General features: G+C 65.0%; 19 protein-coding genes, 1 other RNA gene and 2 pseudogenes. 12 read left to right on the forward strand and 10 right to left on the reverse strand.

Annotation, left to right across the window (positions count from 1 at the left end; translation table 11 throughout):
• Window positions 1-48 precede the first annotated feature (48 nt).
• From AC5V87_RS30890 to AC5V87_RS30900, 3 genes and pseudogenes are all read right to left on the reverse strand, one after another.
• Window positions 49-1,031 (reverse strand): annotated as a pseudogene (locus AC5V87_RS30890) (tripartite tricarboxylate transporter substrate binding protein BugD).
• Window positions 1,032-1,182: 151 nt separating this feature from the next.
• Entirely contained in the window at window positions 1,183-2,697 is a 1,515-nt protein-coding gene (locus tag AC5V87_RS30895) for a tripartite tricarboxylate transporter permease (RefSeq protein ID WP_027560523.1), read from the reverse strand.
• Between the two features lie 7 nt (window positions 2,698-2,704).
• Window positions 2,705-3,466, reverse strand: coding sequence for a tripartite tricarboxylate transporter TctB family protein (locus AC5V87_RS30900; RefSeq protein WP_495368747.1), 762 nt, complete (start codon window positions 3,464-3,466; stop codon window positions 2,705-2,707).
• A 486-nt stretch (window positions 3,467-3,952) separates the two neighbouring features.
• Here AC5V87_RS30900 and ssrA point away from each other — a divergent pair.
• The 7 genes from ssrA (at window position 3,953) to feoB (ending at window position 9,504) form a co-directional block, all read left to right on the forward strand.
• Window positions 3,953-4,319, forward strand: a transfer-messenger RNA (tmRNA) gene (gene ssrA, locus AC5V87_RS30905).
• A gap of 117 nt (window positions 4,320-4,436) precedes the next feature.
• Entirely contained in the window at window positions 4,437-4,955 is a 519-nt protein-coding gene (locus AC5V87_RS30910; RefSeq protein WP_456836675.1) for an SspB family protein, read from the forward strand.
• A gap of 89 nt (window positions 4,956-5,044) precedes the next feature.
• Window positions 5,045-6,490 (forward strand): class II fumarate hydratase, encoded by a 1,446-nt coding sequence (gene fumC / locus AC5V87_RS30915; protein ID WP_495368748.1) that lies wholly within the window; start codon window positions 5,045-5,047, stop codon window positions 6,488-6,490.
• 276 nt (window positions 6,491-6,766) lie between these two features.
• Window positions 6,767-6,955, forward strand: coding sequence for a DUF4169 family protein (locus AC5V87_RS30920; RefSeq protein ID WP_130364945.1), 189 nt, complete (start codon window positions 6,767-6,769; stop codon window positions 6,953-6,955).
• On the forward strand, window positions 6,952-7,206 hold the full coding sequence (locus AC5V87_RS30925) for a ribbon-helix-helix domain-containing protein (RefSeq protein ID WP_456836673.1): 255 nt from the start codon (window positions 6,952-6,954) through the stop codon (window positions 7,204-7,206). The genes AC5V87_RS30920 and AC5V87_RS30925 overlap by 4 nt, the downstream gene beginning before the upstream one ends.
• 112 nt (window positions 7,207-7,318) lie before the next feature.
• The gene (locus AC5V87_RS30930; protein WP_456836672.1) at window positions 7,319-7,594 is read left to right on the forward strand and encodes a FeoA family protein; all 276 of its coding nucleotides are present in this window, start codon (window positions 7,319-7,321) and stop codon (window positions 7,592-7,594) included.
• Window positions 7,595-7,632: 38 nt separating this feature from the next.
• Entirely contained in the window at window positions 7,633-9,504 is a 1,872-nt protein-coding gene (gene feoB / locus AC5V87_RS30935) for a ferrous iron transporter B (protein WP_495368749.1), read from the forward strand.
• Window positions 9,505-9,791: 287 nt separating this feature from the next.
• On the opposite strand, the gene AC5V87_RS30940 is transcribed toward feoB, so the two are convergent.
• From AC5V87_RS30940 to AC5V87_RS30950, 3 genes are all read right to left on the reverse strand, one after another.
• Entirely contained in the window at window positions 9,792-10,550 is a 759-nt protein-coding gene (locus AC5V87_RS30940) for an outer membrane protein (protein ID WP_495368750.1), read from the reverse strand.
• A 162-nt stretch (window positions 10,551-10,712) separates the two neighbouring features.
• Complete coding sequence (locus tag AC5V87_RS30945; protein WP_456836669.1) at window positions 10,713-10,979, reverse strand: uL10 family ribosomal protein; 267 nt, start codon at window positions 10,977-10,979, stop codon at window positions 10,713-10,715.
• A gap of 173 nt (window positions 10,980-11,152) precedes the next feature.
• Window positions 11,153-11,371, reverse strand: coding sequence for a hypothetical protein (locus AC5V87_RS30950; protein WP_495372042.1), 219 nt, complete (start codon window positions 11,369-11,371; stop codon window positions 11,153-11,155).
• On the opposite strand from AC5V87_RS30950, the pseudogene AC5V87_RS30955 reads away from it, so the two are divergent.
• Window positions 11,282-11,559, forward strand: a pseudogene (locus tag AC5V87_RS30955) (GNAT family N-acetyltransferase). The gene AC5V87_RS30950 and the pseudogene AC5V87_RS30955 sit on opposite strands and share 90 nt — an antisense overlap.
• A gap of 411 nt (window positions 11,560-11,970) precedes the next feature.
• Entirely contained in the window at window positions 11,971-12,204 is a 234-nt protein-coding gene (locus tag AC5V87_RS30960) for a hypothetical protein (RefSeq protein ID WP_495368751.1), read from the forward strand.
• 179 nt (window positions 12,205-12,383) lie between these two features.
• Here the strand turns inward: AC5V87_RS30960 and AC5V87_RS30965 are convergent, their stop codons facing one another.
• From AC5V87_RS30965 to AC5V87_RS30980, 4 genes are all read right to left on the reverse strand, one after another.
• Window positions 12,384-12,629 carry a hypothetical protein gene (locus AC5V87_RS30965; protein ID WP_495368752.1) on the reverse strand — a complete coding sequence of 82 codons (246 nt, stop codon included), beginning with the start codon at window positions 12,627-12,629 and terminating at the stop codon, window positions 12,384-12,386.
• A gap of 28 nt (window positions 12,630-12,657) precedes the next feature.
• Window positions 12,658-13,776 carry a DUF2336 domain-containing protein gene (locus AC5V87_RS30970; RefSeq protein ID WP_495368753.1) on the reverse strand — a complete coding sequence of 373 codons (1,119 nt, stop codon included), beginning with the start codon at window positions 13,774-13,776 and terminating at the stop codon, window positions 12,658-12,660.
• A 271-nt stretch (window positions 13,777-14,047) separates the two neighbouring features.
• Window positions 14,048-17,665 carry an AsmA family protein gene (locus AC5V87_RS30975; RefSeq protein ID WP_495368754.1) on the reverse strand — a complete coding sequence of 1,206 codons (3,618 nt, stop codon included), beginning with the start codon at window positions 17,663-17,665 and terminating at the stop codon, window positions 14,048-14,050.
• Window positions 17,666-17,797: 132 nt separating this feature from the next.
• Window positions 17,798-19,024 carry a cytochrome P450 gene (locus tag AC5V87_RS30980; protein ID WP_495368755.1) on the reverse strand — a complete coding sequence of 409 codons (1,227 nt, stop codon included), beginning with the start codon at window positions 19,022-19,024 and terminating at the stop codon, window positions 17,798-17,800.
• A gap of 142 nt (window positions 19,025-19,166) precedes the next feature.
• Here AC5V87_RS30980 and AC5V87_RS30985 point away from each other — a divergent pair, with 142 nt between their 5' ends.
• The 3 genes from AC5V87_RS30985 to AC5V87_RS30995 all read left to right on the forward strand — a co-directional run bounded on the left by AC5V87_RS30985 (window position 19,167) and on the right by AC5V87_RS30995 (window position 22,424).
• Window positions 19,167-19,778, forward strand: coding sequence for a TetR/AcrR family transcriptional regulator (locus tag AC5V87_RS30985; protein WP_495368756.1), 612 nt, complete (start codon window positions 19,167-19,169; stop codon window positions 19,776-19,778).
• A 267-nt stretch (window positions 19,779-20,045) separates the two neighbouring features.
• Window positions 20,046-20,435, forward strand: coding sequence for a hypothetical protein (locus AC5V87_RS30990; RefSeq protein WP_456836662.1), 390 nt, complete (start codon window positions 20,046-20,048; stop codon window positions 20,433-20,435).
• A gap of 156 nt (window positions 20,436-20,591) precedes the next feature.
• Window positions 20,592-22,424 (forward strand): peptidoglycan-binding protein, encoded by a 1,833-nt coding sequence (locus tag AC5V87_RS30995; protein ID WP_495368757.1) that lies wholly within the window; start codon window positions 20,592-20,594, stop codon window positions 22,422-22,424.
• Window positions 22,425-22,589: the final 165 nt, after the last annotated feature.

The raw sequence follows: 22,589 nt of genomic DNA on the forward strand, positions 1-22,589 counted from the left end.
GGGGCGGAACTTAAGTCCCACCCTCGCCTATCAGGTTGAAAGTGCTGATTAAGTCGCCGGCTTGAGCACCGGGCTCCACTTCACGATCTCGCTTTTGACGAGGCTCGCCAGCGCCTCCGGCGTCCGGTCCCTGGCCGCCGGGATAACGCTGCCGAGCTCGAGCAGGCGCTTCTTCACGGTCTCGTCGTCGAGCGCCTTGATCGCGGCCGCGTTCAGGCTCGCAATGATCGCGGGCGAGGTTCCCTTGGGCGCGAACATCGCGTTCCAGGCCTGGGCCTGGAACGCCGGCAGGCCCGCTTCCGCCGTGGTCGGCACGTTCGGCAGCGACGGATTGCGCTCGGGCGTTGCGATCGCATAGGCTTTGATGGTGCCGGCGTTGATCTGCGGAACCGCGTTGACGATCTGGTCGCACATGTAGTCGACCTGGCCCGCCACCAGCGCGTTCATCGCCGGACCGTGCCGTTGAAGGGCACGCCGACCGGCTTGACGTCGAGGATCGAGTGCAGGAGCTCGCAGGAGACATGCGAGACCGAGCCGACGCCGGCATGCGCTGCGTTCACCTTCTCGGCATTGGCCTTCACGTAAGTCACGAACTGCTGGAGGTCCTTCGGCGGAAAATCCTTGCGCGCGAGGATCAGGATCGGCGTGCCCGCGAGCAACGCGATCGGCTCAAAATCCTTTTCGGGATGATAGGCGAGCTTGAGATAGAGCGGCACGGACGCCGCATGGGTGCCCATATGCCCCGTGATGAGCGTGTAGCCGTCATTGGTGGCACGCGCCGCACGCGTGGTCGCGGTGGTGCCGCCAGCGCCGACCACGTTCTCGATGATGATGCTCTGTCCCAGCGTCTGCGCCATATGCGCGGTGACGATGCGCGAGATGACGTCGGTCGGCCCGCCCGCTGCGAACGGGACGATCATGGTGATGCTGCGCGTCGGATAGTTTTGGGCTTTCGCCGGTGCGACAAAGGGGCACAGCGACGCCAGCGCTGCAGCGCATGCGCTCGTAGCACGCGCGCGAAGAGAGGTCATGTCGTTTTCCCGGGACACGAACAAAAATGCCGGCCACAAGGGCCGGCATTTTCATGTCACGAAGACATCACAGACGTCGATTCGACTTCCGAATGCGGCGCGCGGACGCAGGCCGCCGCGCGGACGCAGCGAGGGTGCCGCAACGACGCGATCAGTTCTCGGATTCGGTGAACACCTCGTCGCGCTTGGCGCGCAGCGTCGGCAACACCGTCAGAACCAGAAGGCCCAGCGAGATCGCCAGCAGCACCGCCGACAACGGACGCGTCAGGAACACACTCCAGTCGCCGCGCGAGATCAGCAGCGCACGGCGCAGGTTCTCTTCCATCAACGGCCCGAGCACCATGCCGAGCAGCAGCGGCGCCGGCTCGAAATCGTGCTTGATCAGCCAGTAGCCGACGAGACCGAACACGCCGGCGAGGATGACGTCGACCGGTGCATTGTTCACCGAGTAGATGCCGATCGCGCAGAAGATCACGATCGAGGGGAACATCAGCCGGTAAGGCACGCGCAGCAGGCGGACCCAGATGCCCACGAGCGGCAGGTTGATGATAATGAGCATGAGGTTGCCGATCCACATCGAGGCGATCATGCCCCAGACGAGATCCGGCTGCTTCTGCATCACCTGCGGACCCGGCACGATGCCGTGGATGGTCATCGCGCCGACCATCAACGCCATCACCGCGTTCGGCGGGATGCCGAGCGTGAGCAGCGGAATGAAGGAGGTCTGCGCCGCGGCGTTGTTGGCGCTTTCCGGCGCCGCCACGCCTTCGATCGCGCCGCGACCAAACCGCTTCGGATCCTTCGCGAGCTTCTTCTCGAGCGTGTACGCCGCGAACGAGGCGATCACCGCGCCGCCGCCCGGCAGGATGCCGAGGATCGAGCCGAGCACGGTGCCGCGCAGGATCGGCGGCGTCGAGTCCACCAGATCCTTCCTGGTCGGCATCAACCCGGTGATCTTCTGCTGCACGAGATCGCGGTTCATCTCGGCGCCGGCATCGAGGTTGCGGATGATCTCGGCGAAGCCGAAGACACCCATCGCCACCGTCGCAAAGCCGAGACCGTCGGCGAGTTCCGGAATGTTGAACGCCATGCGCGAGGCGCCGGTCTCGATGTCCGAGCCGACCATCGAGAGCAGGAGGCCGAATACGATCATCGCGATCGCCTTCAGCACCGAGCCCTTGGCCAGCACGACCGCGAAGATCAGGCCGAGCACCATCAGCGAGAAATACTCGGCCGGACCGAACGCCAGCGCGAGCTTCGTGAGTGGCGCCCCGAGGACGGCGATCAAGACGGTCGCGACGCAGCCAGCAAAGAACGAGCCGATCGCGGCGATCGCGAGCGCCGGGCCGGCACGGCCCTGCTTGGCCATCTGGTGGCCGTCGATGGCGGTAACGACCGATGTCGCCTCACCGGGAATGTTCACCAGGATCGACGTGGTCGAGCCACCATATTGCGCGCCGTAATAGATGCCGGCGAGCATGATCAGCGCGCCGACGGGCGGCAGACCGAAGGTGATCGGCAGCAGCATCGCGACGGTTGCGATGGTGCCGATACCGGGGAGAACGCCGACCAGCGTGCCGACGAGGGCGCCGATCAGACACATCAGGAGGTTGATCGGAGAGAGCGCGACGGCGAAGCCGTGAGCCAGGTTGGCAAAAATATCCATCACGCCCTCACTGGACCAGGAAACGCGGAAACATTGGCATCGGCAGCCCGAGCACGTAGGGGAACAGGATCGCGCAGCCGAGCGTCAGGCAGGCGCCGACGATGGCAGCCTCCAGCCACCGCGTCTCATGCGACCCGGTCGCGGCGATCATGAAGCTGACGAAGGCCGTGACCACGAGGCCGAGCGGCCGGATCGCGAGCGCGAAGAACAGGATCGCGACCATCACGAACAGCGGCCCGCGCCAGGAATAATGAGACATTCCCGGCCCGTCCGCCAGAAGACCGGTCAGGGCGATGCCGGCGGACAGCGCGACAAGCAGCCCGCCGAACATCCGCGGCGCGGTGCCGGCGCCGAAGGAGAAGCCGCGCATGCCCTGCAAATCGCTGGAAGCCCACAGCGCAAACAACGCGACCGCCATCAAAATGACGCCGCCGACATAGTCCTGCGCCGAGCGGATGGTCATGAACAGCGTGACGATCGCCACGGCCAAGACGGGGTAGGAATAGATCAGCGCGAGCAGCACATCGGATGACGCCTTCTTGGTCTCACCGCCGGCCGCTGCGATCAGGGCTGCGGGCGCACCCGCCACCAGCGCGGTGGCGTGGCTGATCAGAACGGTGGCCGGGCCGCGTCCCGCACCCCAGCCGAAGATGGTCCCGATCGACCAGATGAATTCGAAAATCTGCGGCGCAATCGCCAGCAAACAAAAGCCGAGCGCCACCGAAGTGTTTCGGGTGGCTGTCGCTGAGTGGCCCATCGTATCGGCCATGGATGTCTCCTCCGCGACCCGTAAGTCACGAGCACTGTTGTTCAAATCGGCTGGAAAGGGATCCCCGGGCCGCATCACTGCCTAGCGATTTTCATCACACAATGCCAGCAAAACCCAACACGCCGCCGGCAGACAGAAGCGAGAGTCGATTGACGCGCGAGATGGACGCGACCACCGCAACCATCACGTCAGAAGCAATGCATGGATCAAGCCGATCAACGTAACGAAGCACCAAATTCGGGCTGCGGCCGGTGCATGCTGCTACTTTCCGCCGCAGGAAATTAAACGACGCCGACACTGTCGGCGTACGTTCGCTTGAGCGGCAGCCTCATTATGCGCAAGGCCACGGCGATCGAGAGTGCCGGGCAAGAGATGCGCGCAACCATTCGCGCGCACCGGCCCAAGCCTCTCGCAAGACCAAAGCATTGACCAGCCCCGGGGGGTCCGGAACCTATCCAAAGGGAACAGCGGGATCGGTGCTCGAAACCCCTGTTTTTTGAAACCTTTGCCACCTATATTGGGGGTGCCGGTTCGCCGGCTATGGAAATAAACGGTCGTCGTAATAAACCATTCGGACCCGGGGGCGGTACCCGGCGCCTCCACCAAAGCCCACTTCAGGGCTATTGCCAGAGCGGGCTTTGGCGGGGGCGAAATAGGATCGACGAGGGTGTAAAGGGCGAACTTTTTCCCGGTATTGTTCCGCCGTTATCGGGCTACTGCAATAGTTGCCAACGACAACTTTGCTCCGGTTGCTCAGGCTGCGTAACGCAGTTTGAAAGACCACTCTAAAGTCCTAGTGGGTTAAGCTCCGCTAGGCGGGGTTCGGAGGCACCTGGCAACAGAAGCCTCCACTTTACTCTTTGATTTCCTCCCCGGCGGGGGACTCCTGCTGACCCGTCAGGCGCGGTACTATTGCGGCTTGGCGAGTCGGGCCGGCAGGGCCCAACTCCTGGAATGCAACAGGACCACCATGGCGACCGATCATATCCGATACGATGTGCTGGCCCGCGACGCGCTGCGCGGCGTGTTGCGGAAGGTGCTGACCGATGCCGCGGCCCATGGCCTGCCGGGCGAGCACCATTTCTTCATCACCTTCGTGTCGAAGGCCGAAGGCGTGAAGCTGTCGCCGCGGCTGCTCGCGCAATATCCCGAAGAGATGACGATCATCCTCCAGCACCAGTTCTGGGACCTGACCGTGCTCGAGGATCGTTTCGAGGTCGGCCTGTCCTTCGGCGGCATTCCGGAGCGGCTGGTGGTGCCGTTCTGCGCCATCAAGAGCTTCCTCGATCCGTCCGTGAAATTCGGCCTCCAGTTCGACACCTCCGATGTCGCCGAGGTCGCGCCGGAGACATTGCCGGCAGCCCCCGCTCCTTCCGCCGTTTCGGTGCCCGCGCCTGCCGCTGAGAAGGCAGAAGCCGCCGACGAGCCGACCCCGCCGGGCCAGGGTGGCGCCGAGGTCGTGCGGCTCGATCGTTTCCGCAAGAAATGATCTAGGTTGGGCGCGCGGCCGTCGCGCTCGCCCCCACTGCCTATATAGAGAGGCATATCAGAAGGCCGCGCGGCGTTTCGCGCGACAGGATGGATATGCTCATGGCCAAAGCTGCCAACTCAAAGACGACCCGCCCCGCGCGCAACACCCCAACCCGCACCGAGACCGACAGCTTCGGTCCGATCGAGGTCCCCGCCGATCGCTATTGGGGGGCGCAGACCGAGCGCTCGCGCCAGAATTTCCGCATCGGCACCGACCGCATGCCGATTGCGCTCGTGCATGCGCTCGGCATCGTCAAGCTCGCCGCGGCGCAGTCCAACCTCGAGCTCGGCCTGCTCGACGAGCGCCGGGCCAACGCCATCATCCGCGCCGCACGCGAGGTGATCGAGGGCAAGCTGGACGACCATTTCCCGCTTGTGGTGTGGCAGACGGGCTCCGGCACCCAGAGCAACATGAACCTCAACGAGGTGATCGCCAATCGCGCCAACGAGTTGCTCGGCGGCGAACTCGGCGCCAAGAAGCCGGTGCATCCCAACGACCACGTCAACATGAGCCAGTCGTCGAACGACTCCTTCCCGACCGCGATGCACATCGCAGCCGCGAGCCGCATCAACAGCGATCTCGTCCCCGCCCTCGGTGAGCTGCTCGGGACATTGCGCGAAAAAGAAAAGGAGTTTTCGAAGATCGTGAAGATCGGCCGCACCCACACCCAGGATGCGACGCCGCTGACGCTCGGCCAGGAATTTTCAGGCTATGCCGCGCAGGTCGAAAGCGGCATCGCGCGGCTGAAGGTCGCGGTGAAGGACCTCTATCCGCTGGCGCAGGGCGGCACCGCGGTGGGTACCGGCCTCAACTCAAAGCCGCGCTTTGCAAAACTGTTCGCAAAGCACGTTGCCGGGATTACGAAGCTCCCCTTCACCAGCGCCGCCAATAAATTCGAGGCGCTGGCCTCGAACGACGCCTATGTGCTGGCGCACGGCGCGATCAACTCCGTCGCGACCGGCCTGTTCAAGATCGCCAACGACATCCGCCTGCTCGGATCGGGGCCGCGCTCGGGGCTCGGCGAATTGATCCTGCCGGAGAACGAGCCCGGCTCCTCGATCATGCCGGGCAAGGTCAATCCGACGCAGTGCGAAGCGATGACCATGGTGTGCTGCCAGGTGTTCGGCAATCACACCGCCATCACAGTCGCTGGCAGCCAGGGCCATTTCGAGCTCAACGTCTACAAGCCGGTGCTGGCCTACAATATGCTGCACTCGATCCGCCTGATGGCGGATGCGGCGCGCTCCTTCACCGAACATTGCGTCAGCGGCATCCGCGCCGACGAAAAGCGCATCAAGGAGCTGATGCAGCGCTCGCTGATGCTGGTCACGGCACTGGCCCCGAGGATCGGCTACGACAACGCCGCCAAGGTCGCCAAGACGGCGCATGCCAACGGCACCACGCTGAAGGAGGAGGCGCTGCGGCTCGGCTTCGTCTCGGCGGAGGAGTTCGACCGCCTGGTGCGCCCCGAGAGGATGACCAGCCCGGGCTAAATTTCCGAATTCCGATAGTCATCCGTAATGATACGGACGCTCGACGCTCAGAAATATGCGGCTTTATAGGCGGGATTTGATTACCGTCAATGTTCTGGCCGGACGGCGTGTTACGCCGCCGTCTGCCCTTGACGGGCGAAATTCATCGTTTGATGGCCCTAAGGGCCGATTGACGAGGATCAGCGAATGACGATCAAGTCTTGTGGGGCGCAGCGCGCCACCCTGTTTCTGAATGTTTCATCCTGCCTGATGAGGATCGGATGATGGAGACGCGGCATGGGGAACGTCATCAACCTGAATCGTTTCAGGAAGCGCGCCGAGCGGGAAGCCTCGGCGAAGCAGGCGGACGCCAACCGGGCGAAGTTCGGCCGCACGAAGGCGGAGCGGTCGGCGGAGGAGACGCGCGCGGACAAGGCGAAGGCGCATCTGGACCAGCATCAGATCGATCGCGAGGAGCAGCCATGAAGTCGCCCGTCGTGAAACGGTCGATCGTAGTCGCCGGCCACAAGACCAGCGTCAGCCTGGAAGAGGCGTTCTGGAACGGCATGAAGGAGATCTCGGGCCTGCGCAACATGACGCTGTCCGAGCTGGTCGGCGAGATCGACAGCAACCGCCAACAGGGCAATCTGTCCTCGGCGATCCGCCTGTTCGTGCTCGACTACTTCAAGAGCCGCGCCATGGCCACCATGCAGCCGGAAAAGGTCCCGGCCCAATAGACGCCGGCCCGTTTGCCTGGCCCCGGTCACCTGCACTTTAAAATAGCTCTAAGGTGCAGCTTCGGCCGACCCGTGCGCTTGACCTCACTGCCCTGCGTTGAAAATACAGGGCATGACCGATACCCATGACACGCGCCGCGAGATGCCGTTGGGCCTGGCCCAGCGCGGCTATACCGGCGTCATCCAGCACCTTTCCGCCAAGGATGCAGGCTCGGCGCTCCCGGACATCGAGCTGGAGAGCCGGCTGATCGAGCTCGGCTTCGTCGAGGGGGCCCGGGTCGAGATCCTGCACGAGGGGCTGGTCGGACGCGATCCGATCGCCGTGCGGGTCGACAACATCACGATCGCGGTGCGTCGCCGCGAAGCCATGGCCATCATCGTCGCCTAGTTGGCGACCGGACAGCTGCTCCCAAGGCCTTTGATCACATGGAATTACCCCTGCTGCATCTCGCCCTGGTCGGCACGCCCAACAGCGGCAAGACCTCGCTGTTCAATGCGCTGACCGGCAGCCGGCAGAAGGTCGCGAACTATCCGGGCGTCACCGTCGAGCGCAAGGAAGGTTTCTTCGTCACGCCGCTGGGGCGTCAGGTCTCAGTGGTCGACCTGCCCGGCACCTATTCGCTGCGCGGCCGCAGCCCGGACGAGGAGATCACCCGCGACTTCGTGCTCGGCAAGGCTTCCGGCGAGATCGTTCCAGATCTCGTGCTGTGCGTCGCCGATTCCACCAATCTGCGCCTGACCATCCGCCTGCTGCTGGAGCTCAAGCGCACGGGACGGCCGATGATCCTCGTGCTCAACATGTTCGACATCGCGAGCCGCCGCGGCATCACCGTCGACGTCGAGCGGCTCGCCAAGGAGCTCGGCGTGCCCGTGGTCACCTCGATCGCGGTGCGCAAGGGTGGCACCGCCGATCTGCTGGCGCTGACCGACGAGATCTCGGCCAAGCTCTCGGCCGAGCCCGCGGAGAGCAGCTGGCGCGCGCTCAGCGTCTCCGAATTACGCGCCACCCAGCGCGAGGCCGATCGCATCATCGCCGATTGCGTCAGCCTGCCTGCCAGGCCCGACACCTGGACCGCGCGGATCGATGCGGTGGTGCTGCATCCCGTCGGCGGGCTGATCGTGCTGGCGCTGATCCTGTTCGTGATGTTCCAGGCGGTGTTCGCGTGGGCGCAGCCGGCGATGGACCTGCTCAAATCCGGCTTCGACACGCTCGGGGAGCTCGTGCAGGCCACCCTGCCCGACGGCCTGTTGCAGAGCTTCCTGCAGAACGGCGCGATCGCGGGCGTCGGCAGCGTGATCGTGTTCCTGCCGCAGATCATCCTCATCTTCCTGTTCATCCTGCTCCTGGAAGATTTCGGCTACATGGCGCGCGCTGCGTTCCTGATGGACCGCATCATGGGCGGCGCGGGGCTGCACGGCCGCGCCTTCATTCCGCTCTTGTCGAGCTTTGCCTGCGCCATTCCCGGCATCATGGCGACGCGCGTGATCGACGACAAACGCGACCGGCTGACCACGATCCTGATCGCGCCGCTGATGACCTGCTCGGCGCGCATCCCGGTCTACACGCTGATCATCTCCGCCTTCATTCCCGCGAAGGACGTCTGGGGCTTCATCAATCTCCAGGGCCTCGTGATGTTCGGCCTCTACGCCACCGGCATCGTCAGCGCGCTCGCCGTCTCGTTCGTGATCAAGTTCTTCATGATCCGCGACTATGCGCCGGCCCCGTTCATGCTGGAGCTGCCCGACTACAAGATGCCCAGGCTGAAATCGATCGTGATCGGCATCTACACCCGCGCCAAGATGTTCCTCTACCGCGCCGGCACCACGATCTTCTCGATGATGGTGCTGATCTGGTTCCTCGCCTCGTTCCCGCAGCCGCCGGCCGGCGCAACCGAACCCGCGATCGACTTCAGCCTCGCTGCCATGATCGGCAAGGCGCTGGAGCCGCTGCTCGCCCCCGTCGGCTTCAACTGGCAGATCGCGGTGGCGCTGATCCCCGGCATGGCAGCGCGCGAGGTCGCGGTCGCAGCGCTCGGCACCGTCTATGCGATCGAAGGCGGCAAGGAAGCGGCCGAGCAGATCGGTCAGGTGCTGGCGACGAAATGGTCGCTCGCGACCGCGCTGTCGATGCTGGCCTGGTACATCTTCGCCCCGCAATGCGCCTCGACGCTCGCCGTGATCCGGCGCGAGACCGGCAGCTGGGGCTGGATGGCGGCGACCTTCGCCTACATGCTGGTGCTGGCCTATGCTGCGAGCCTTCTGACGTACAACGTGGCGGTCGCGCTCGGGGCGGGATAGCGCCTCGAAACCAAAACTGCGAAAACAACCCCATGCACAGTAGGCGGGGAAGTGTCATCGAGATATTACGAATTATCCGAAATACGTTTGACACGTCGGGCAAAACACCGGCATAATGGCGTCATCGAAAGCTGCCATTAACGGCTTCGCCGTTCTCATGGAGGCAGAAACTCGCGAGCCTCGACCGGCAGAACCGACGTCGTCAGCATCAGGCTCCTTGCGACCTCCCATGAAATGAAAAAGGCCCCGGTCGATGCCGGGGCCTGAGTTCACCGGGAGACTTCAGATCAATAGCGCGCCGTGACCGGCGCACCGAAACCGCCGAAGCGGTAGTTCAGCCGAAGCGTGACCATGTCCACGTCCTGCGTGACCCCGCTGCCGGTAAGGGTGAATCCGCCGGGCGTGACCACGCCTGCGAAGCCGCTGCTGTCACGTCCCATCCAGAGATGGTCGTACTCGATGCCAACCGACCAGTTCGGCGAGAAGCCATATTCCCAGCCGACGCCCAGCGCGCCGCCCCAGCGCGTGTGGCCTGCCGAAGCGAGGCCGACGCCGGTGACGTTGTTGAAGATGTCGAAGCGATTGCGCGTCACGGCGGCGCCGCCCTTCACATAGAGCAGCGAAGCGTTCCACGCCCAGCCGAGCTGGCCGGTGAACAGCCCGATGGCGTCGATCTTGCCCGTGGTCGAGATCAACGGATCGATCAGGCTGACGCGCGTGTTCTTGATCTCGGCCCAATCGCCCTGGGCTTCCAGGCCGAGCACAAATTGATTGGTCTGCCAGCGATACCCGATCTGTCCGCCGGCGAGGCCGCCGGAGCGATCCGCGCAGCCAGCTGCAACGGCCCCTGCGGGCGTGATGAAATCCACGCAACCATGGCTCTGACCCCAGCCCCCATTGGCGCCAATGTAAAATCCGGTCCAGTTGTACACTGCTGCTACCGGAACCGGCGGCGGCGCCGCCTTGACAGCCATATCGGCCGCCATCGCCGGAGCCGCCATGCTCAGCGCCGCGAAGCCGATCGCCGCGATCGAAAGCTTCCTCATCGTTTCGTCCCCTTTGCTCAAATATCTTCTTTCAGAAACGAGCCCTTACGCAGGCTGACGTGCATAAGTGCTGCGAACACCCTGGAGTTTAGCCGCAAGGGGATTCCTGGCCCGTACCAAAATGGCAACACTCGAGCGCGATCGCTATGCACGGAAACGTGCTTAGCCCTTATCCGAACTGCCGGGTGCTGCGGCGCTGTCCTGTTCGTCGGCAAGCCACGCATTGATGCCCGAGGTCGGGATCAGCCGTTTCGGAAGGTGCGGGTTGATCGTACCTGCAAAGACGGAAAGTCCCTCATCGCGCTTGACCCGCGCAAACTCCTTCGCTTCCTGCTCAGTCGCAAAGGTCTTCGTTTCACGCGGGCTTCGTTGCCTCGGCAGAATGCCTCGCTGTTGCACCTCGAAGGTGACGTACCAGGTCGGAATCATTGCGCACCAAAATATCACCAGCCCCTGGAGTCGCGTTGTGGTGCGGCCGCCATCCGCGTGCTTGATTCAGATCAAGCTGCCGATTGACCACATTCATCCGAGCGCCTGAGGCGCCGGGATACGAGCCGGGCGTCGGTTGACCCGCCGGGCGGAATAGGGGCACCATGGCATCATCAAGATCGCGACCGGCTCCAAAGTGACGACCGGCTCCAAAGTGACGAACTGCTTCCATGGATCACTTCAGCACGGAAAGGCTCATCGCCGAGCGGCTGCGTGACGATCACCTCGCGGACCTCATCGCGCTGCATCTCGATCCCGAGGTGTCGCGCTATCTCGACGGCGTGCGGCAGGCTGAGGCGACGAAGCAATACCTCGCCGTCAACATCGCGCATTGGGATCGGCACGGTTTTGGGCTGTGGATGCTGCGAACGAAGACGGGGCGTTCGCCGGACGGGCAGGCATCCGGCACATCGTTGTCGATGACATCGACGAGATCGAGATTGCCTATACGTTCAAGCGCGAGTTCTGGGGCCAGGGACTTGCTAGCGAGATCGCGACCGCGCTGACGGGATCGGTCTGACGCAACTCGAGCTGCCCTCCCTCATTGGCCTTGTCTTCGTCGGCCATGGCGCGTCCCGCCGCGTGCTGGAGAAGGCGAACTACGTTCTCGAGAAGAGCACTATTCATCGCGGCGAGATGTCGTGATCTACCGTATCCGGCGTATATCACCGGCTCGACATTGACCGTCGATGGCGGCGCCAACACGTCGGCGCTCGACAACGGCCGGACCGTGAAGCGGTCCGGCCGTTCAAGCCGAACGCATGCAGCGGAACAGAAGAACTTGCATCTCGCAGTTCCAGTGCAACTCCTTCACTGCAGCGCTTGAACGCAACCGACCTGAACAGACGTTCAAGAAAGTTTCGTCGCTGTTCCTGCAACAGGTGATGGCCGCGGTCGTTGACCCGCGACGATGCAAACCAAGGAGGAACAGATGAAGAAGCTGGCTTACGCTCTTGCGGCGGCAGCGACGCTTGCAGTCGGTGCCCCTGCAATCGCCAATGCGGGCGGCATCGGCGTCTATGTCGGCGGCGACAGAGACTATTATGAGGGCCCGCGCGCGCGCATCTACGAGCATGATCGCGGCTGGCATCATGGCTGGTATCACCGCGATCGCGACTACGACCGCGGCGTCGTGATCCGCCGATATCATGACTGGGACGATTGATGCGGTCCGGCATGATTGAGCAAGGAGGCCCCGCTGCGGCGGGGCCTTTCGCATTTGGGCGAGAGGAGAGGACGCGCCGCAGTCCGGATTGCTTCGTCGCGAGGGCTGTTCGCAATGACGAGGGAAGCAGCCCCGCAACCAGGATGGCTTGCCTTGCGCTCTCGCTCTTCTACGAGGTCCTACCTGAAATACCCCAGCACGAGATCGACGTCCGAGCTGCGGGCCACGGTCCCGGTCAGCTCGGCGTCAATGACGCGCCGGCAGGCTTCGATCGCGGCATGATCGCCGAGATCGTTGGCGGCTTCGAGGACGAGCCAAGCGGCATCGACCGACGCCTTGTCCGGCGCGCCGCCGCCGCCATCGATGGTGACGGTCTTGGTGAGGTTCTTGTTCTTGCGAACCGCGGTACCGAATTGAGGCAACATTGCAATGACTCCCCTCTCGAATTCCCGCTCAGTGAACCTGGAGTTCGGGCTGACGGCCCGCATCGGCACCCGCGCCGGTCTTGCGCGACTGGTAGAACTTCAAGATGCTGCGCGAGGTCTCGATCTTGAGGCGGCCGAACTCGCGTTCATTGTCCTGGAGCTCGCGCGCCGTGATTAGATGATCCTTGGCGCCGAGGAACAGCAGCGACATCGTCGTGTCCCAGGAGAAGTCGAGCGCCTTGCACAGCACCAGAAGCATCTCGCGGTTGCGGTCCATCAGCGCGCGCTCGATCACGTCGACCGGTAGCGCCGACAGCAGCGACAGGCCGATCTGCACCTCGTCGAAGCGATGCTGACGCGCGTAATTCGAGATCGAATCCTGGTTGAGGTTGCCCTGGCGGTACTGCGTCGTCACCACGCGCTTGGCAACGAAATAGCTGCGCGAGGACGGGCCGAACTTGGACTGAAGGTCGCCGGTGACCTCGGTCACCGAGCTCTGGATCTGTGCCATGATCTCGGGACGTTCGGTCTCGAGGCGGCGGCGGACGTCCTCCGACGCCTTCGAGATCAGCTGCTGGAAGATGTGTCGCGGCACGTCCTTGCGCAGGCCGAGCTGCTCGGCGAGGATCGAATCTCCCTCGGCGCGGCGGACCATGTGCAACAGGCCCGAGCCGGAGAAGCGCGCGCCCTCGTTCCTCGCGACCGAGGTCACGACCTCCTGGTTGCCGCGCTTGACCAGCACGTCGGTCACGGCCTCGCCGATCTGCTCGCGCTGCGAGATCGCAAGCAGATGCGCCTGGCCCTTCGTCAGGGCGCTCTCGACCAGCATCTTCTCGTCGATGCGGTTGGAATCGCGCAGCACGGGGCCGGCGACCTCGATCTCGTCGTCGAGGGCGAGCTTCTCGATGACGTTGAGCGGGGCGTGATCGCAGGCTGCCATCAGCTCGGAGAGCTGCGCCCGCGCCGCCACCTCGATCTCGTCGGCGAGCCGGCCGATGACCTCGCCGAACATGCTGATCTCGTCGTCGCTGTAGCGGCCCGTGATCAGGATGTCGGTCGCATGCCACAACGCCTTCGCGCGGCTCTCGTCGGTGCCGCGCGCGATCGCGTCGTCCAGATCCTGCAGAAGCGATTTCGCCCCGTTCATCTCGATCACCCCAATTCTTGGTCGTCCTTTGGCGCGCCGTCCTACCTGTGCTGACAGCACGCCGGATTCTCTGGGGAACAACCCTAGAGCTCAGATGCGAGAATTCAGTAAAATCAGCAAATCAGTTTTGCCGACCAAAATTCATTCAAATCCGAGGGAATGGGTTTACCGGTGCGCAGGACGGGAAGGTGCCGCCCGAGAAGTGCGTCCCCTCTTCCGCCTGCAAGCGGGAGAGGAGCTCGCGGCTCGATCCGTGCAAGCCAAAATCGCCTTACGGATTTGACGGCGTCAGGAGCAGCGGCGGCTTGGGCTTCGGCTTTGCCGGTGGCGGGCCTGGGGCCGGCCTGATCTCGATCGGCGGCGGCAGCGGGGCAACCTGCTGGCTTGCGAGCGGCGGGCTTGGCAATGCGGGTGCGGCCTGCGGCGCTTTCGGCATCGGCGCGGCCTTTGGCTTTGGCGGCGGCACACGACGCGGGTCGCGGCCGGGCAGCGGCACGTCGGTCAGCGACGGCTCCGGCACCGGATCGGGGGACACCAGTGTCGGCAATGCAGCGGTCGCCGGCGGCGGCTCGCCGCGCTCGATGGCGTCCAATCGGCGCGTCTCTCGGTCGATAGTGCGCACCGCGAGCCAGGACGACAGCGGCGCGAGATCGATGGTGCGGCTCAGTCTGTCGGGAGGACCGGCGGCGAACAGCTGGATCTCCGGCGGCGCGCCGGAGAGCCCGGTCATGATCGGCGTCAGGCTGGCGCGGATGTCGGCCTGGTCGGCGGGAATGTCGTAGCCGCCGGAGACGATGGCGCGCGCATTCTTCGCTTCCAGCGGCGTTGCGCCGACCCGCAACCGGCCGTCACGGATCGTGAACGGGATCTGCGCCGAGGCGACCGCGATGGGGGCCGCCGACAAGGCGGGCTCGACCAGCTGCCGCAGGCGGTTGTCGTCGCTGACCTGCCCGCCGTCGCTGGCGCGGATGGCGATCTCGAAGGCGCGCGGATTGAGACCGGATATCTCGGCGGCCTCGAGCGTCACGGTGCCATTGCCGGCAAGCGCGCCGGTCAGCGCCGCGATGCTGCGGCCCTGACTGCTCAGTGCCATCTGCGCCGAGGCGCGTCCCTTCGGCAGCGCGAGATCGCGGTAGCGCAAGCTCGCCGCATCGACATTGCGGAGCTCGATGCGCGCGCTCAGCGCGAGGCCATTGGCGCCATTGCGGGCATCAAAACTCGCCGACATCTCGCCGCCGCCGAGGCCGCCCTTGAGGCCATCGAGCGCGAGCGACTGGCCGTCGCTCCTGATGATACCGCCGACGGGACGCAGCTCGATATCGCCAGGCAAAGTGCCATGCAGCGCCTGGAACGCGATCCGGCCGCGCCAGCCGCTGATGAGCCCGGCGTTGAGCGGCTCGCCGGCATGACGTCCGGCAGCACCAATCGTCATCGCGAATGCAGGCACGAGATCGAGCGTGTCGAGGCCGACCTCGCCCTCGATATTCTTCTCCGGGTCGAGCGTCACCGCGAGATGACCGCGCAGATGCGAGCCGGCCGCGCTGCTGTCGAGATCGTCGAAGGTCAGGCGGCTCCCGGATAGCCCGACGCGCGCGGACAGATTGACGCTCTGCACCGATTTGTCGGCCGGGCTGGTGCCGAACAGCGGCGCCAGATTGACGTTGCGCACGCGCAGATTCACGCTGCCTTTGGGCTCCGACAGTTCGACATTACCTTGGGCATCCGCGTCCAGCCCGCCGCCGCTAAGTCTTGCGTTCAATTGCAGCGGACGGAGCCAGGCGCCGCTGAGCCTGCCTTCGAACTGAGAGGCGCCCTCACCGGCGGCCACGATGTGGTCGAGCCCGAGCAGCGCCAGCAAGACGCCGGCCTGCGGCGTCGAGACTTTCGAGTCCAGCGTGAAGTCGCTGCTGCGCAACTTCTCGATATCGATGCCGTTGACGGCGGCGACCGGTGTCTGCGCGGCCAGCGTCGCGCTGGCCTTGAGCTGCGGCGCGTCGAGATCGAGCACGGCGCGGGCGTAGCTGCGATCGGCATGTTCGGCGTTCTTGTCGAGGCTGAGGTCGAGCTTGAGGCGCGTCACGCCCGATACCGACGGGAGCGCATCGAAGCGTGCGCGCAGCGCAGGCGCAATCGGCTCGATCAGCGCGGTGAGCTCGCGCAGCGAATTGGCCGAGGATTTCAGCGCGAGCTTCCCGGTCGCCTTGGTGCGATCAAAGCTGCCGCTCGCTTCCGTGGTGACGCCGCCGGTCTGGCCGAAGTGCAACTGCTCCAGCGACAGCGCCGCCGGCCCGTAGCCCAGCTTGGCCGTGAACGGCTTCAGCTCCTGGCCGGCGGAGATGGCGCGGCCGATATCGAGCGAAAGCTTTGCTTCCTCCGGCCATTCGCCTTGCGGGCCGGCGAGCGCGCGCACAAAGCTGGCGGCGGCGTCGAGGTCGAGGCGATCGGCCTTGATCTCGGCGTCGATGTGCGAGCCCTTGCTCGCGCCTGTCTGCACGAACGCGATGCGGCCTTCGACGGCGCCGCCCTCGATCTCGGCCTTCAACTTGTCGACGGCGAGATGGTTGGCGGCGATGGTGACGTCGCCGGAAAGGCGCACCGGCCGCGTGCTGCGGCGGTTGACCTCGCTGCGGCCCTGGAGCCAGGACACCAGCGTATCCGGATCGGACGATTCGACGCTGAGGCGGCCGCTGAAACTGTCGGCGCCGGGCGTCGCACCGTTGAGCGAGAGCTGCGTCATGCCGGGCGCACGCAGCTCGAGCTTCTGGAAGGTCCAGGACCGTCCGTCGGTCGAAAGCTCGGCGGCGATGTTCTGGAGCGGACGGCCGCCGAGCATGATCTGATCGGAGTTGAACTCGATCTGCGCCGGGATTGGCGCCTGCGGGATCGCGGCCAATCCCGCACGCAGCGCCGGCAGGATGCGCAGCGGCTCGGCATTGTCCTTGCCCGCGAGCTTGTCGGCATCGACCTGCCGCGCCGACAGCACCGCGCGCAGCAACGGCGAGGCGCCGAACCTGAGATCGCCGACGCCGCCGAGCTTGAGCGCGCTGTCCTCCGCCCCGAAGCTGGCGTCGACCTGCTCGAATTTGGCGCCGGCCGGATCGGCCTTGAGTTTTGTCGTGAGCTTCCACGGCGTCGGCCCGGCCTCGCCCGGCTTCTTCGGCGCCGGCACCGCCAGCATCAGCGCGCCATCGAATTTTGGCTGGCGGTTGTCGAAGGCGAGCACGCCTTCGAGGTCGGCGAGGATGGCGCGCTCGCCGGGATCGACGTTGAGATGCAGTCGCGTCGCGCTGCCGTCGGCGCTCGGGCCGGAGGAGATTCGGAACGGATAGCGCGTGCGGCCGACCGTAAAGCTGCCGTCGCCGCGCACCGAGCCGGCGAGCGAGCGGACGTCGCCGGAGAAGGCGATGTCGTTCAACTCCAGCGTCGAGCGGCTGGCGGCATCGTGCAAGGCAATGCGGCCGGTGAGGTTGAGCCGCTCGATCGCGAGCGAGGCGAGGTTGAAGGTGCCGCTCGCAGTCGAGGGCAGATCGACCCGCCCGCGCGCATCGAGGCCGAGATCGACGGCCATGCCATTGACCGAAAGCTCGGTGGCGCGCCATTCGCCGCGCATCAGCGAGCCGAGGCTGAACTCGACGTCGAGCTTGTCGGCGCGAAGACGGCCGAGATCGTTGCTGCCGCCGAAGGTGACCGAGCGCAGCCGCAGGCTCGGCGCCGGCAACAGCCGCGCGTCGAGCTCGCCCGCCACCCGCACCGGCACGCCGATGATCCGGCTCGCCTCCGCCTCGAACTGGGGCCGGAACTGGTTCCAGTCGATGAAGTAAGGCCCGATCAGCGCGGCCAAAAGCGCAATGATGAAGGCAATCGCCAATCCGAGCAGCGTCGTCTGCACGGGTCTCCCCTCGGCCAAACCGGCCCGGGCCAAGCCTGAGGGCCTCAGGCGCGCCGGAACAGCCCCCTATATAGGGCCAAGTGTGGCGAAGTCACAGCGGCTGTTGCGCGCGGAGGTTAACGCGCCCCGCCCTCACCAGCTCGCCGGTAGCCGCTTCAGGCCGCGCAGCACGAAAGTCGGGCGCCATTCCGGGTTCTCGACGTCGTCAATCCGCAAGCCCGGCAGCCGGCGCAGCAGCGTCGCGATCGCGACCTCGGCCTCGATCCGCGCCAGCTGGGCGCCGAGACAGAAATGGATGCCGCCGCCGAACGACAGCGGCCTGACGTTGAGCCTGGTGACGTCGAGCCGGTCGGGATCATCAGGATAGACCGCCGGGTCGCGGTTGGCCGAGCCGAGCAGGCACAGCACAGACTCGCCCTTGGGGATGGTCTTGCCGCCGAGCTCGACATCCTCCAGCGCGACGCGGCCGGTCATCTGCACCGACGAGTCGTAGCGCAGGAATTCCTCGATCGCACCCACCATCAGCTCCGGCCGCGCCTTGAGCAGCGCGAGCTGGTCCGGATTGCGGTGGAGCGCGAGCAGGCCATTGCCGATCAGATTGACCGTGGTCTCGTGGCCGGCGCCGAACAAGAGGATGATGTTGGCGGTCAGCTCCTCGTTGCTGAGCTTATTGCCGTCCTCCTCGGCCTGCACCAGCTGCGTGGTGAGATCGTCTCCGGGATTGCGGCGGCGCAGCTCGAACAGCTGCTGGAAGTACATCTGCGCCATCATGTTGGCGGCGTTGCCCTTGGCGATCTCCTCGGGCGACATCGGCACCGGATCGAGCAGCCGTCCGCCGTCGCGCGAGCTCTTGTAGAAAACCTCGCGATGGTCCTCGGGGATGCCGAGCATGTCGCAGATGATGGTGACAGGCAGGCGGAAGGCGAAATCCTCGATCAGGTCCATGTGGCCGCGATCGATCACGGCATCGATGGTCTGGTCGACGATCTCCTGGATGCGCGGCCGCATGTCCTCCACACGGCGGGCAGTGAACGCCTTCACGACGAGGCCGCGCAGGCGGGTGTGGTCGGGCGGATCGGCCTGCAGCATCCAGTGGCCCATGCTGCGGAAGATCGGCTCGTCCATGATCTGCGGGCCGTAGCGCCGCTTGGTGGGCTCGACGAAATCCTTGCCGAAACGCTTGTCGCGCAGCACGAGGCTGACGTCGGCATGGCGGCTGGTGACGAACTGGCCGAACGAGGTCACATGGATCGGATCGATCGTGCGCAACCGGTCGTAATGCGGATAGGGATCGCGGATGAAGTCCGGCGAGAGCGGATTGAACAGCGGTCCGCCTGCGGGTTGCACTTGCTCGTTCATGGTGACCTCACATCGGTTGCCGCATGACACGAATACGCCGGCAGCCCCTCTTTTCGCAGCGTAACCATCCCAAGATCACTTACGTGAATTATCAACTCGATACATTCTTGTATCGAGTTGCATTTTGCCCTAAACTGCGCCGATGTCAAGGGTGAGAACCAGGCCGACCAGGGGCGACACGTGCGACAAGCTGTTCGAGGCGGCCGCGCGCGTGTTCGAAGCCGACGGCATCGGCGGCGCCAGCATCGAGGCGATCGCGGCCGCGGCGGGTTTTACGCGCGGCGCGTTCTATTCCAACTTCAAGAGCAAGGACGAGTTGATCATCGCCATGCTCGAGGACCATGTCGAGCAGTCGATCCGCCGCAACATGGACATCCTCGCCCAGCACGATAATCTCGACGACTTCATCGCGGCGCTGAAGGCGATGGACCGCAGCAAGCAGGATCCGCTCGGCCGCTCGCCTCTCCTCCATATGGAAATGATTCTGTTCGTCGCGCGCGCCGAGAAGCGCCGCCCCGAACTTGCAAAGCGGCTGCGCGCGCGGCGCAAGCTGGTGGCCGACATCGTCGAGGCAACCTTGAAGAACAAGCCGAGCGGCGGCACGTTGAACCCGCCCTGGATGGCAAGCGTCGTGCTGGCGCTAGAGGACGGCTTCCGCCTGCACCGGCTGATCGATCCCGAGACCACGCCGGCCGACAGCTTCTTGCGCGCCATCACGGATCTGCGGCGCAGGACGGGATTGGCGTCGGACTAAATCAGACCCCTCATGCGCTGATCCGTCGCAGTCCCGGGAACGATCGCACCGCAACACGATCATGCGAGCCGCCGCGGAACAGCGGAACGCGCGGATCTCTTCAGTCAACGCGACCTGCTACAAGGCCACCGTCGGAACACGCGCAGCCACCGAGATGAACGCGCGTTTATCTTCATGACTCTTTGTCTCTCCCGAACGCCCGCTTGCAACTTTTGCCCGCCGTTGCTGTTGGCCCGGCATCGCAACACCAACTGGGGAGGAAGGCGAATGAAGAAGACCGCGTTGGTTCTGGCAACCGTCGGCACGCTCGGGGTGAGCGCCGTGGCAGCGCCAACGCCCGCAGAAGCGCATTGGCGTGGCGGCTTCGGTCCGGCGCTGGCAGGCGGGTTGATCGCAGGCGCCATATTCGGCGGCCTCGCCTCTTCCGCTTATGCGTATGGTCCGGGTTACGGCTATTATGGCCCGGCTTACGGCTATTACGGCGGCTACGAACCCTATCCCTGGGGCGGCTACACCACGACCTACTACAGCACGGGTTATGCCCCGGCCTATTACGGCTATCGCTATCGCCGCGTCGTGCGTCCCGCTTTCGCCTATTACGGCGCACCGTTCCCGCGGCGGCACTTCTATCACCATCGTTGGCACCATCACTGGTGATGTGAAGCGCCAAGGCAGGCCCAGCGCGGAAGGCTGAGCCTCGTAAGAGACCAAACAACCAGATCGATGCATCCGGCTTCGATCGAGAGCGTTTGTGCGCGCTGTCGCATCGCGGGCAACGCGCAACTGCAACCCACCAAACCTAAGGAGGTTCAGATGAACATAGGAAAGAACAAGTTCCTGCTGACGACAGCGGTGCTACTCGCCGGTGTCAGCCTGGCGTCGGTGCAAGGATCGGCGCAAGGCATGCGTGAAGGTGCCGGCGGCGGGATGAGTGCCGGCGGCAACGCAAGTGGCGGCGCAGCTGGCGGGGCCAGCGGAGGTGCTGCGGAACACTCCGGCGGCGCGACCTCGCACGGCTTAGGTGGCGCCTCGCACAGCGAAGGAATGACACAGGGCCGCAGCGGCGGTGGCCGGGCCGAGGGTTCCTCCGCCGCGCAAGACAGCGGCCGGGCCGCCGATAAGGGCGACAAGCAGACCATCGGTCAGGGCCGCGAGCGCGATAACGCCCGTCAGTCGCAATCCGAGTACGGCAAGCAGGGCAAGGACCAGACGATCGGTCAGAGCCGTGGCGATCGCGATCAGGCGCGTCAGTCCAAGTCCGAGACCGACAAGAGCGGACAGAAGGACCAGACCATCGGACAGAGCCGCAGCGACCGAGACCACGCGCGTCAGTCGCAAGGCGCAGAGCAGAACAAGAGCATGACCACGGGCGCCAATACCAGGGACAACGCCCGGGACAAGGCTGCGCAAGACAAGAACGCGCAGGACAAGAACGCGCAAGGCAAGAATGCGCAGGGTCAGAGCACCACGACGACCGGCGCGAACACCAGGAATGACGCCCAGAGCAAGACCGCGCAGGATCCGAGCAAGTCAACCGGCGCGAACACTGGCAACAACGCCCAGGGTCAGAACGCCCAGGGGCAGAACACGCAAGGCCAGAACGCCCAACGCCAGAACACGCAAGGCCAGAACACACAGGGCCAGAACGCGCAGGGCACAACGACCGGCGCCAACACGCAAGGACAGCCCAACACCCAGGCGCAGACACAAAGCGGAGCTGCGCAGAGCATGTCCGGCCGCGTGCAGGTGAATGCGCAGCAGCAGACCCAGCTGCAGCAGTCGGTGCTGAGCTCGCGCAATGTGGACCGCGTGAGGGTCAACGCCAACTCGATCAACTTCGGCGTCAATGCCGGCGTGATCGTGCCGCGGAACATCTCGGTGGTCTCGGTCGCGGATTATCCCGCGCTGATCGACGTCTATCCTGACTACCGCGACGACAGCTTCTTCGTCGTCGATGACGAGATCGTCGTCACCGACCGGAGCCGCAGGATCGTCGACGTCATTCCCGCCGGGCCGCGGACGCACTATGCCCGGAGCGGCAGTTCGAGCGTTAGCGGTGGCGGCGGCAGCGTTGCGGCGCTGAATCTCAGCCCCGACGAGATCCGCATCGTTCAGCGCGTCCTGATCGAACGCGGCATGCTGTCCGGCGAAGCGGACGGCGTCCTCGGGCCGGAGACGCAAAGGGCATTGATGACCTTCCAGCGACAGGAGGGCTTCCAGGCCACCGGCTCGATCGATACCCGCACGGTCGCTGCGCTCGGCGTGTCCAACCAGATCAGCGCCACGCAGGGCCAGTCGACGACCGTTGGTCAGGGCGGCAGCAACCAGTCGACGTCGACGCCGCAGAACACGACCGGGCAAAGCACCGGCCAGAGCAACGCGCCGGCGCAGCAGAACCAGACCACGGGTCAGGCTCCGCAGAACCAGCCGTCCACAACCGGCGAGGCTCAGCAGAACCAGCCGGCGAACCCGGGCCAGGCCAGCACGCAACCGCCATCGGGCCAGACCACCGGCCAGGCCCCGGCCCAGAGCAACACTCAGTCCAACAGCCAGCCCGGCACCAACCAGAACACGCCGACTGGACAAACCAATCAGAACAATGCCCCGCCGCCTTCGACATCAGGGCAGCCGGCCAAGAAGTACTGACGCGCTTCCGAGCCCCGCCACGGCGGGGCTCTTTTTTGCTGCGGCTCACGGCATTGAAAGCGATGGACCGCAGCAAGCGGGATCTGATGCCAGCGCGCCCTGGGCATCCACACTCGCGTCCGTGGGTACAGGGGGCAAAGCAAAGCCTGCCAACCGTTTCTCTCG

The organism is Bradyrhizobium sp. SOJA106, assembly GCF_059448745.1.

Bases quoted from the DNA above. Each gene is read 5' to 3' on its own strand.
- AC5V87_RS30985 (WP_495368756.1), top strand. From the start codon at position 19,167: ATGTCAAGGGTGAGAACCAGGCCGACCAGGGGCGACACGTGCGACAAG.
- AC5V87_RS30895 (WP_027560523.1), bottom strand. From the start codon at position 2,697: ATGGATATTTTTGCCAACCTGGCTCACGGCTTCGCCGTCGCGCTCTCT.
- AC5V87_RS30925 (WP_456836673.1), top strand. From the start codon at position 6,952: ATGAAGTCGCCCGTCGTGAAACGGTCGATCGTAGTCGCCGGCCACAAG.
- AC5V87_RS30990 (WP_456836662.1), top strand. From the start codon at position 20,046: ATGAAGAAGACCGCGTTGGTTCTGGCAACCGTCGGCACGCTCGGGGTG.
- AC5V87_RS30950 (WP_495372042.1), bottom strand. From the start codon at position 11,371: ATGCGCGATGTTGACGGCGAGGTATTGCTTCGTCGCCTCAGCCTGCCG.
- feoB (WP_495368749.1), top strand. From the start codon at position 7,633: ATGGAATTACCCCTGCTGCATCTCGCCCTGGTCGGCACGCCCAACAGC.
- AC5V87_RS30930 (WP_456836672.1), top strand. From the start codon at position 7,319: ATGACCGATACCCATGACACGCGCCGCGAGATGCCGTTGGGCCTGGCC.
- AC5V87_RS30920 (WP_130364945.1), top strand. From the start codon at position 6,767: ATGGGGAACGTCATCAACCTGAATCGTTTCAGGAAGCGCGCCGAGCGG.
- AC5V87_RS30980 (WP_495368755.1), bottom strand. From the start codon at position 19,024: ATGAACGAGCAAGTGCAACCCGCAGGCGGACCGCTGTTCAATCCGCTC.
- AC5V87_RS30965 (WP_495368752.1), bottom strand. From the start codon at position 12,629: ATGTTGCCTCAATTCGGTACCGCGGTTCGCAAGAACAAGAACCTCACC.
- AC5V87_RS30910 (WP_456836675.1), top strand. From the start codon at position 4,437: ATGGCGACCGATCATATCCGATACGATGTGCTGGCCCGCGACGCGCTG.
- AC5V87_RS30945 (WP_456836669.1), bottom strand. From the start codon at position 10,979: ATGATTCCGACCTGGTACGTCACCTTCGAGGTGCAACAGCGAGGCATT.
- AC5V87_RS30970 (WP_495368753.1), bottom strand. From the start codon at position 13,776: ATGAACGGGGCGAAATCGCTTCTGCAGGATCTGGACGACGCGATCGCG.
- fumC (WP_495368748.1), top strand. From the start codon at position 5,045: ATGGATATGCTCATGGCCAAAGCTGCCAACTCAAAGACGACCCGCCCC.
- AC5V87_RS30995 (WP_495368757.1), top strand. From the start codon at position 20,592: ATGAACATAGGAAAGAACAAGTTCCTGCTGACGACAGCGGTGCTACTC.
- AC5V87_RS30900 (WP_495368747.1), bottom strand. From the start codon at position 3,466: ATGGCCGATACGATGGGCCACTCAGCGACAGCCACCCGAAACACTTCG.
- AC5V87_RS30940 (WP_495368750.1), bottom strand. From the start codon at position 10,550: ATGAGGAAGCTTTCGATCGCGGCGATCGGCTTCGCGGCGCTGAGCATG.
- AC5V87_RS30960 (WP_495368751.1), top strand. From the start codon at position 11,971: ATGAAGAAGCTGGCTTACGCTCTTGCGGCGGCAGCGACGCTTGCAGTC.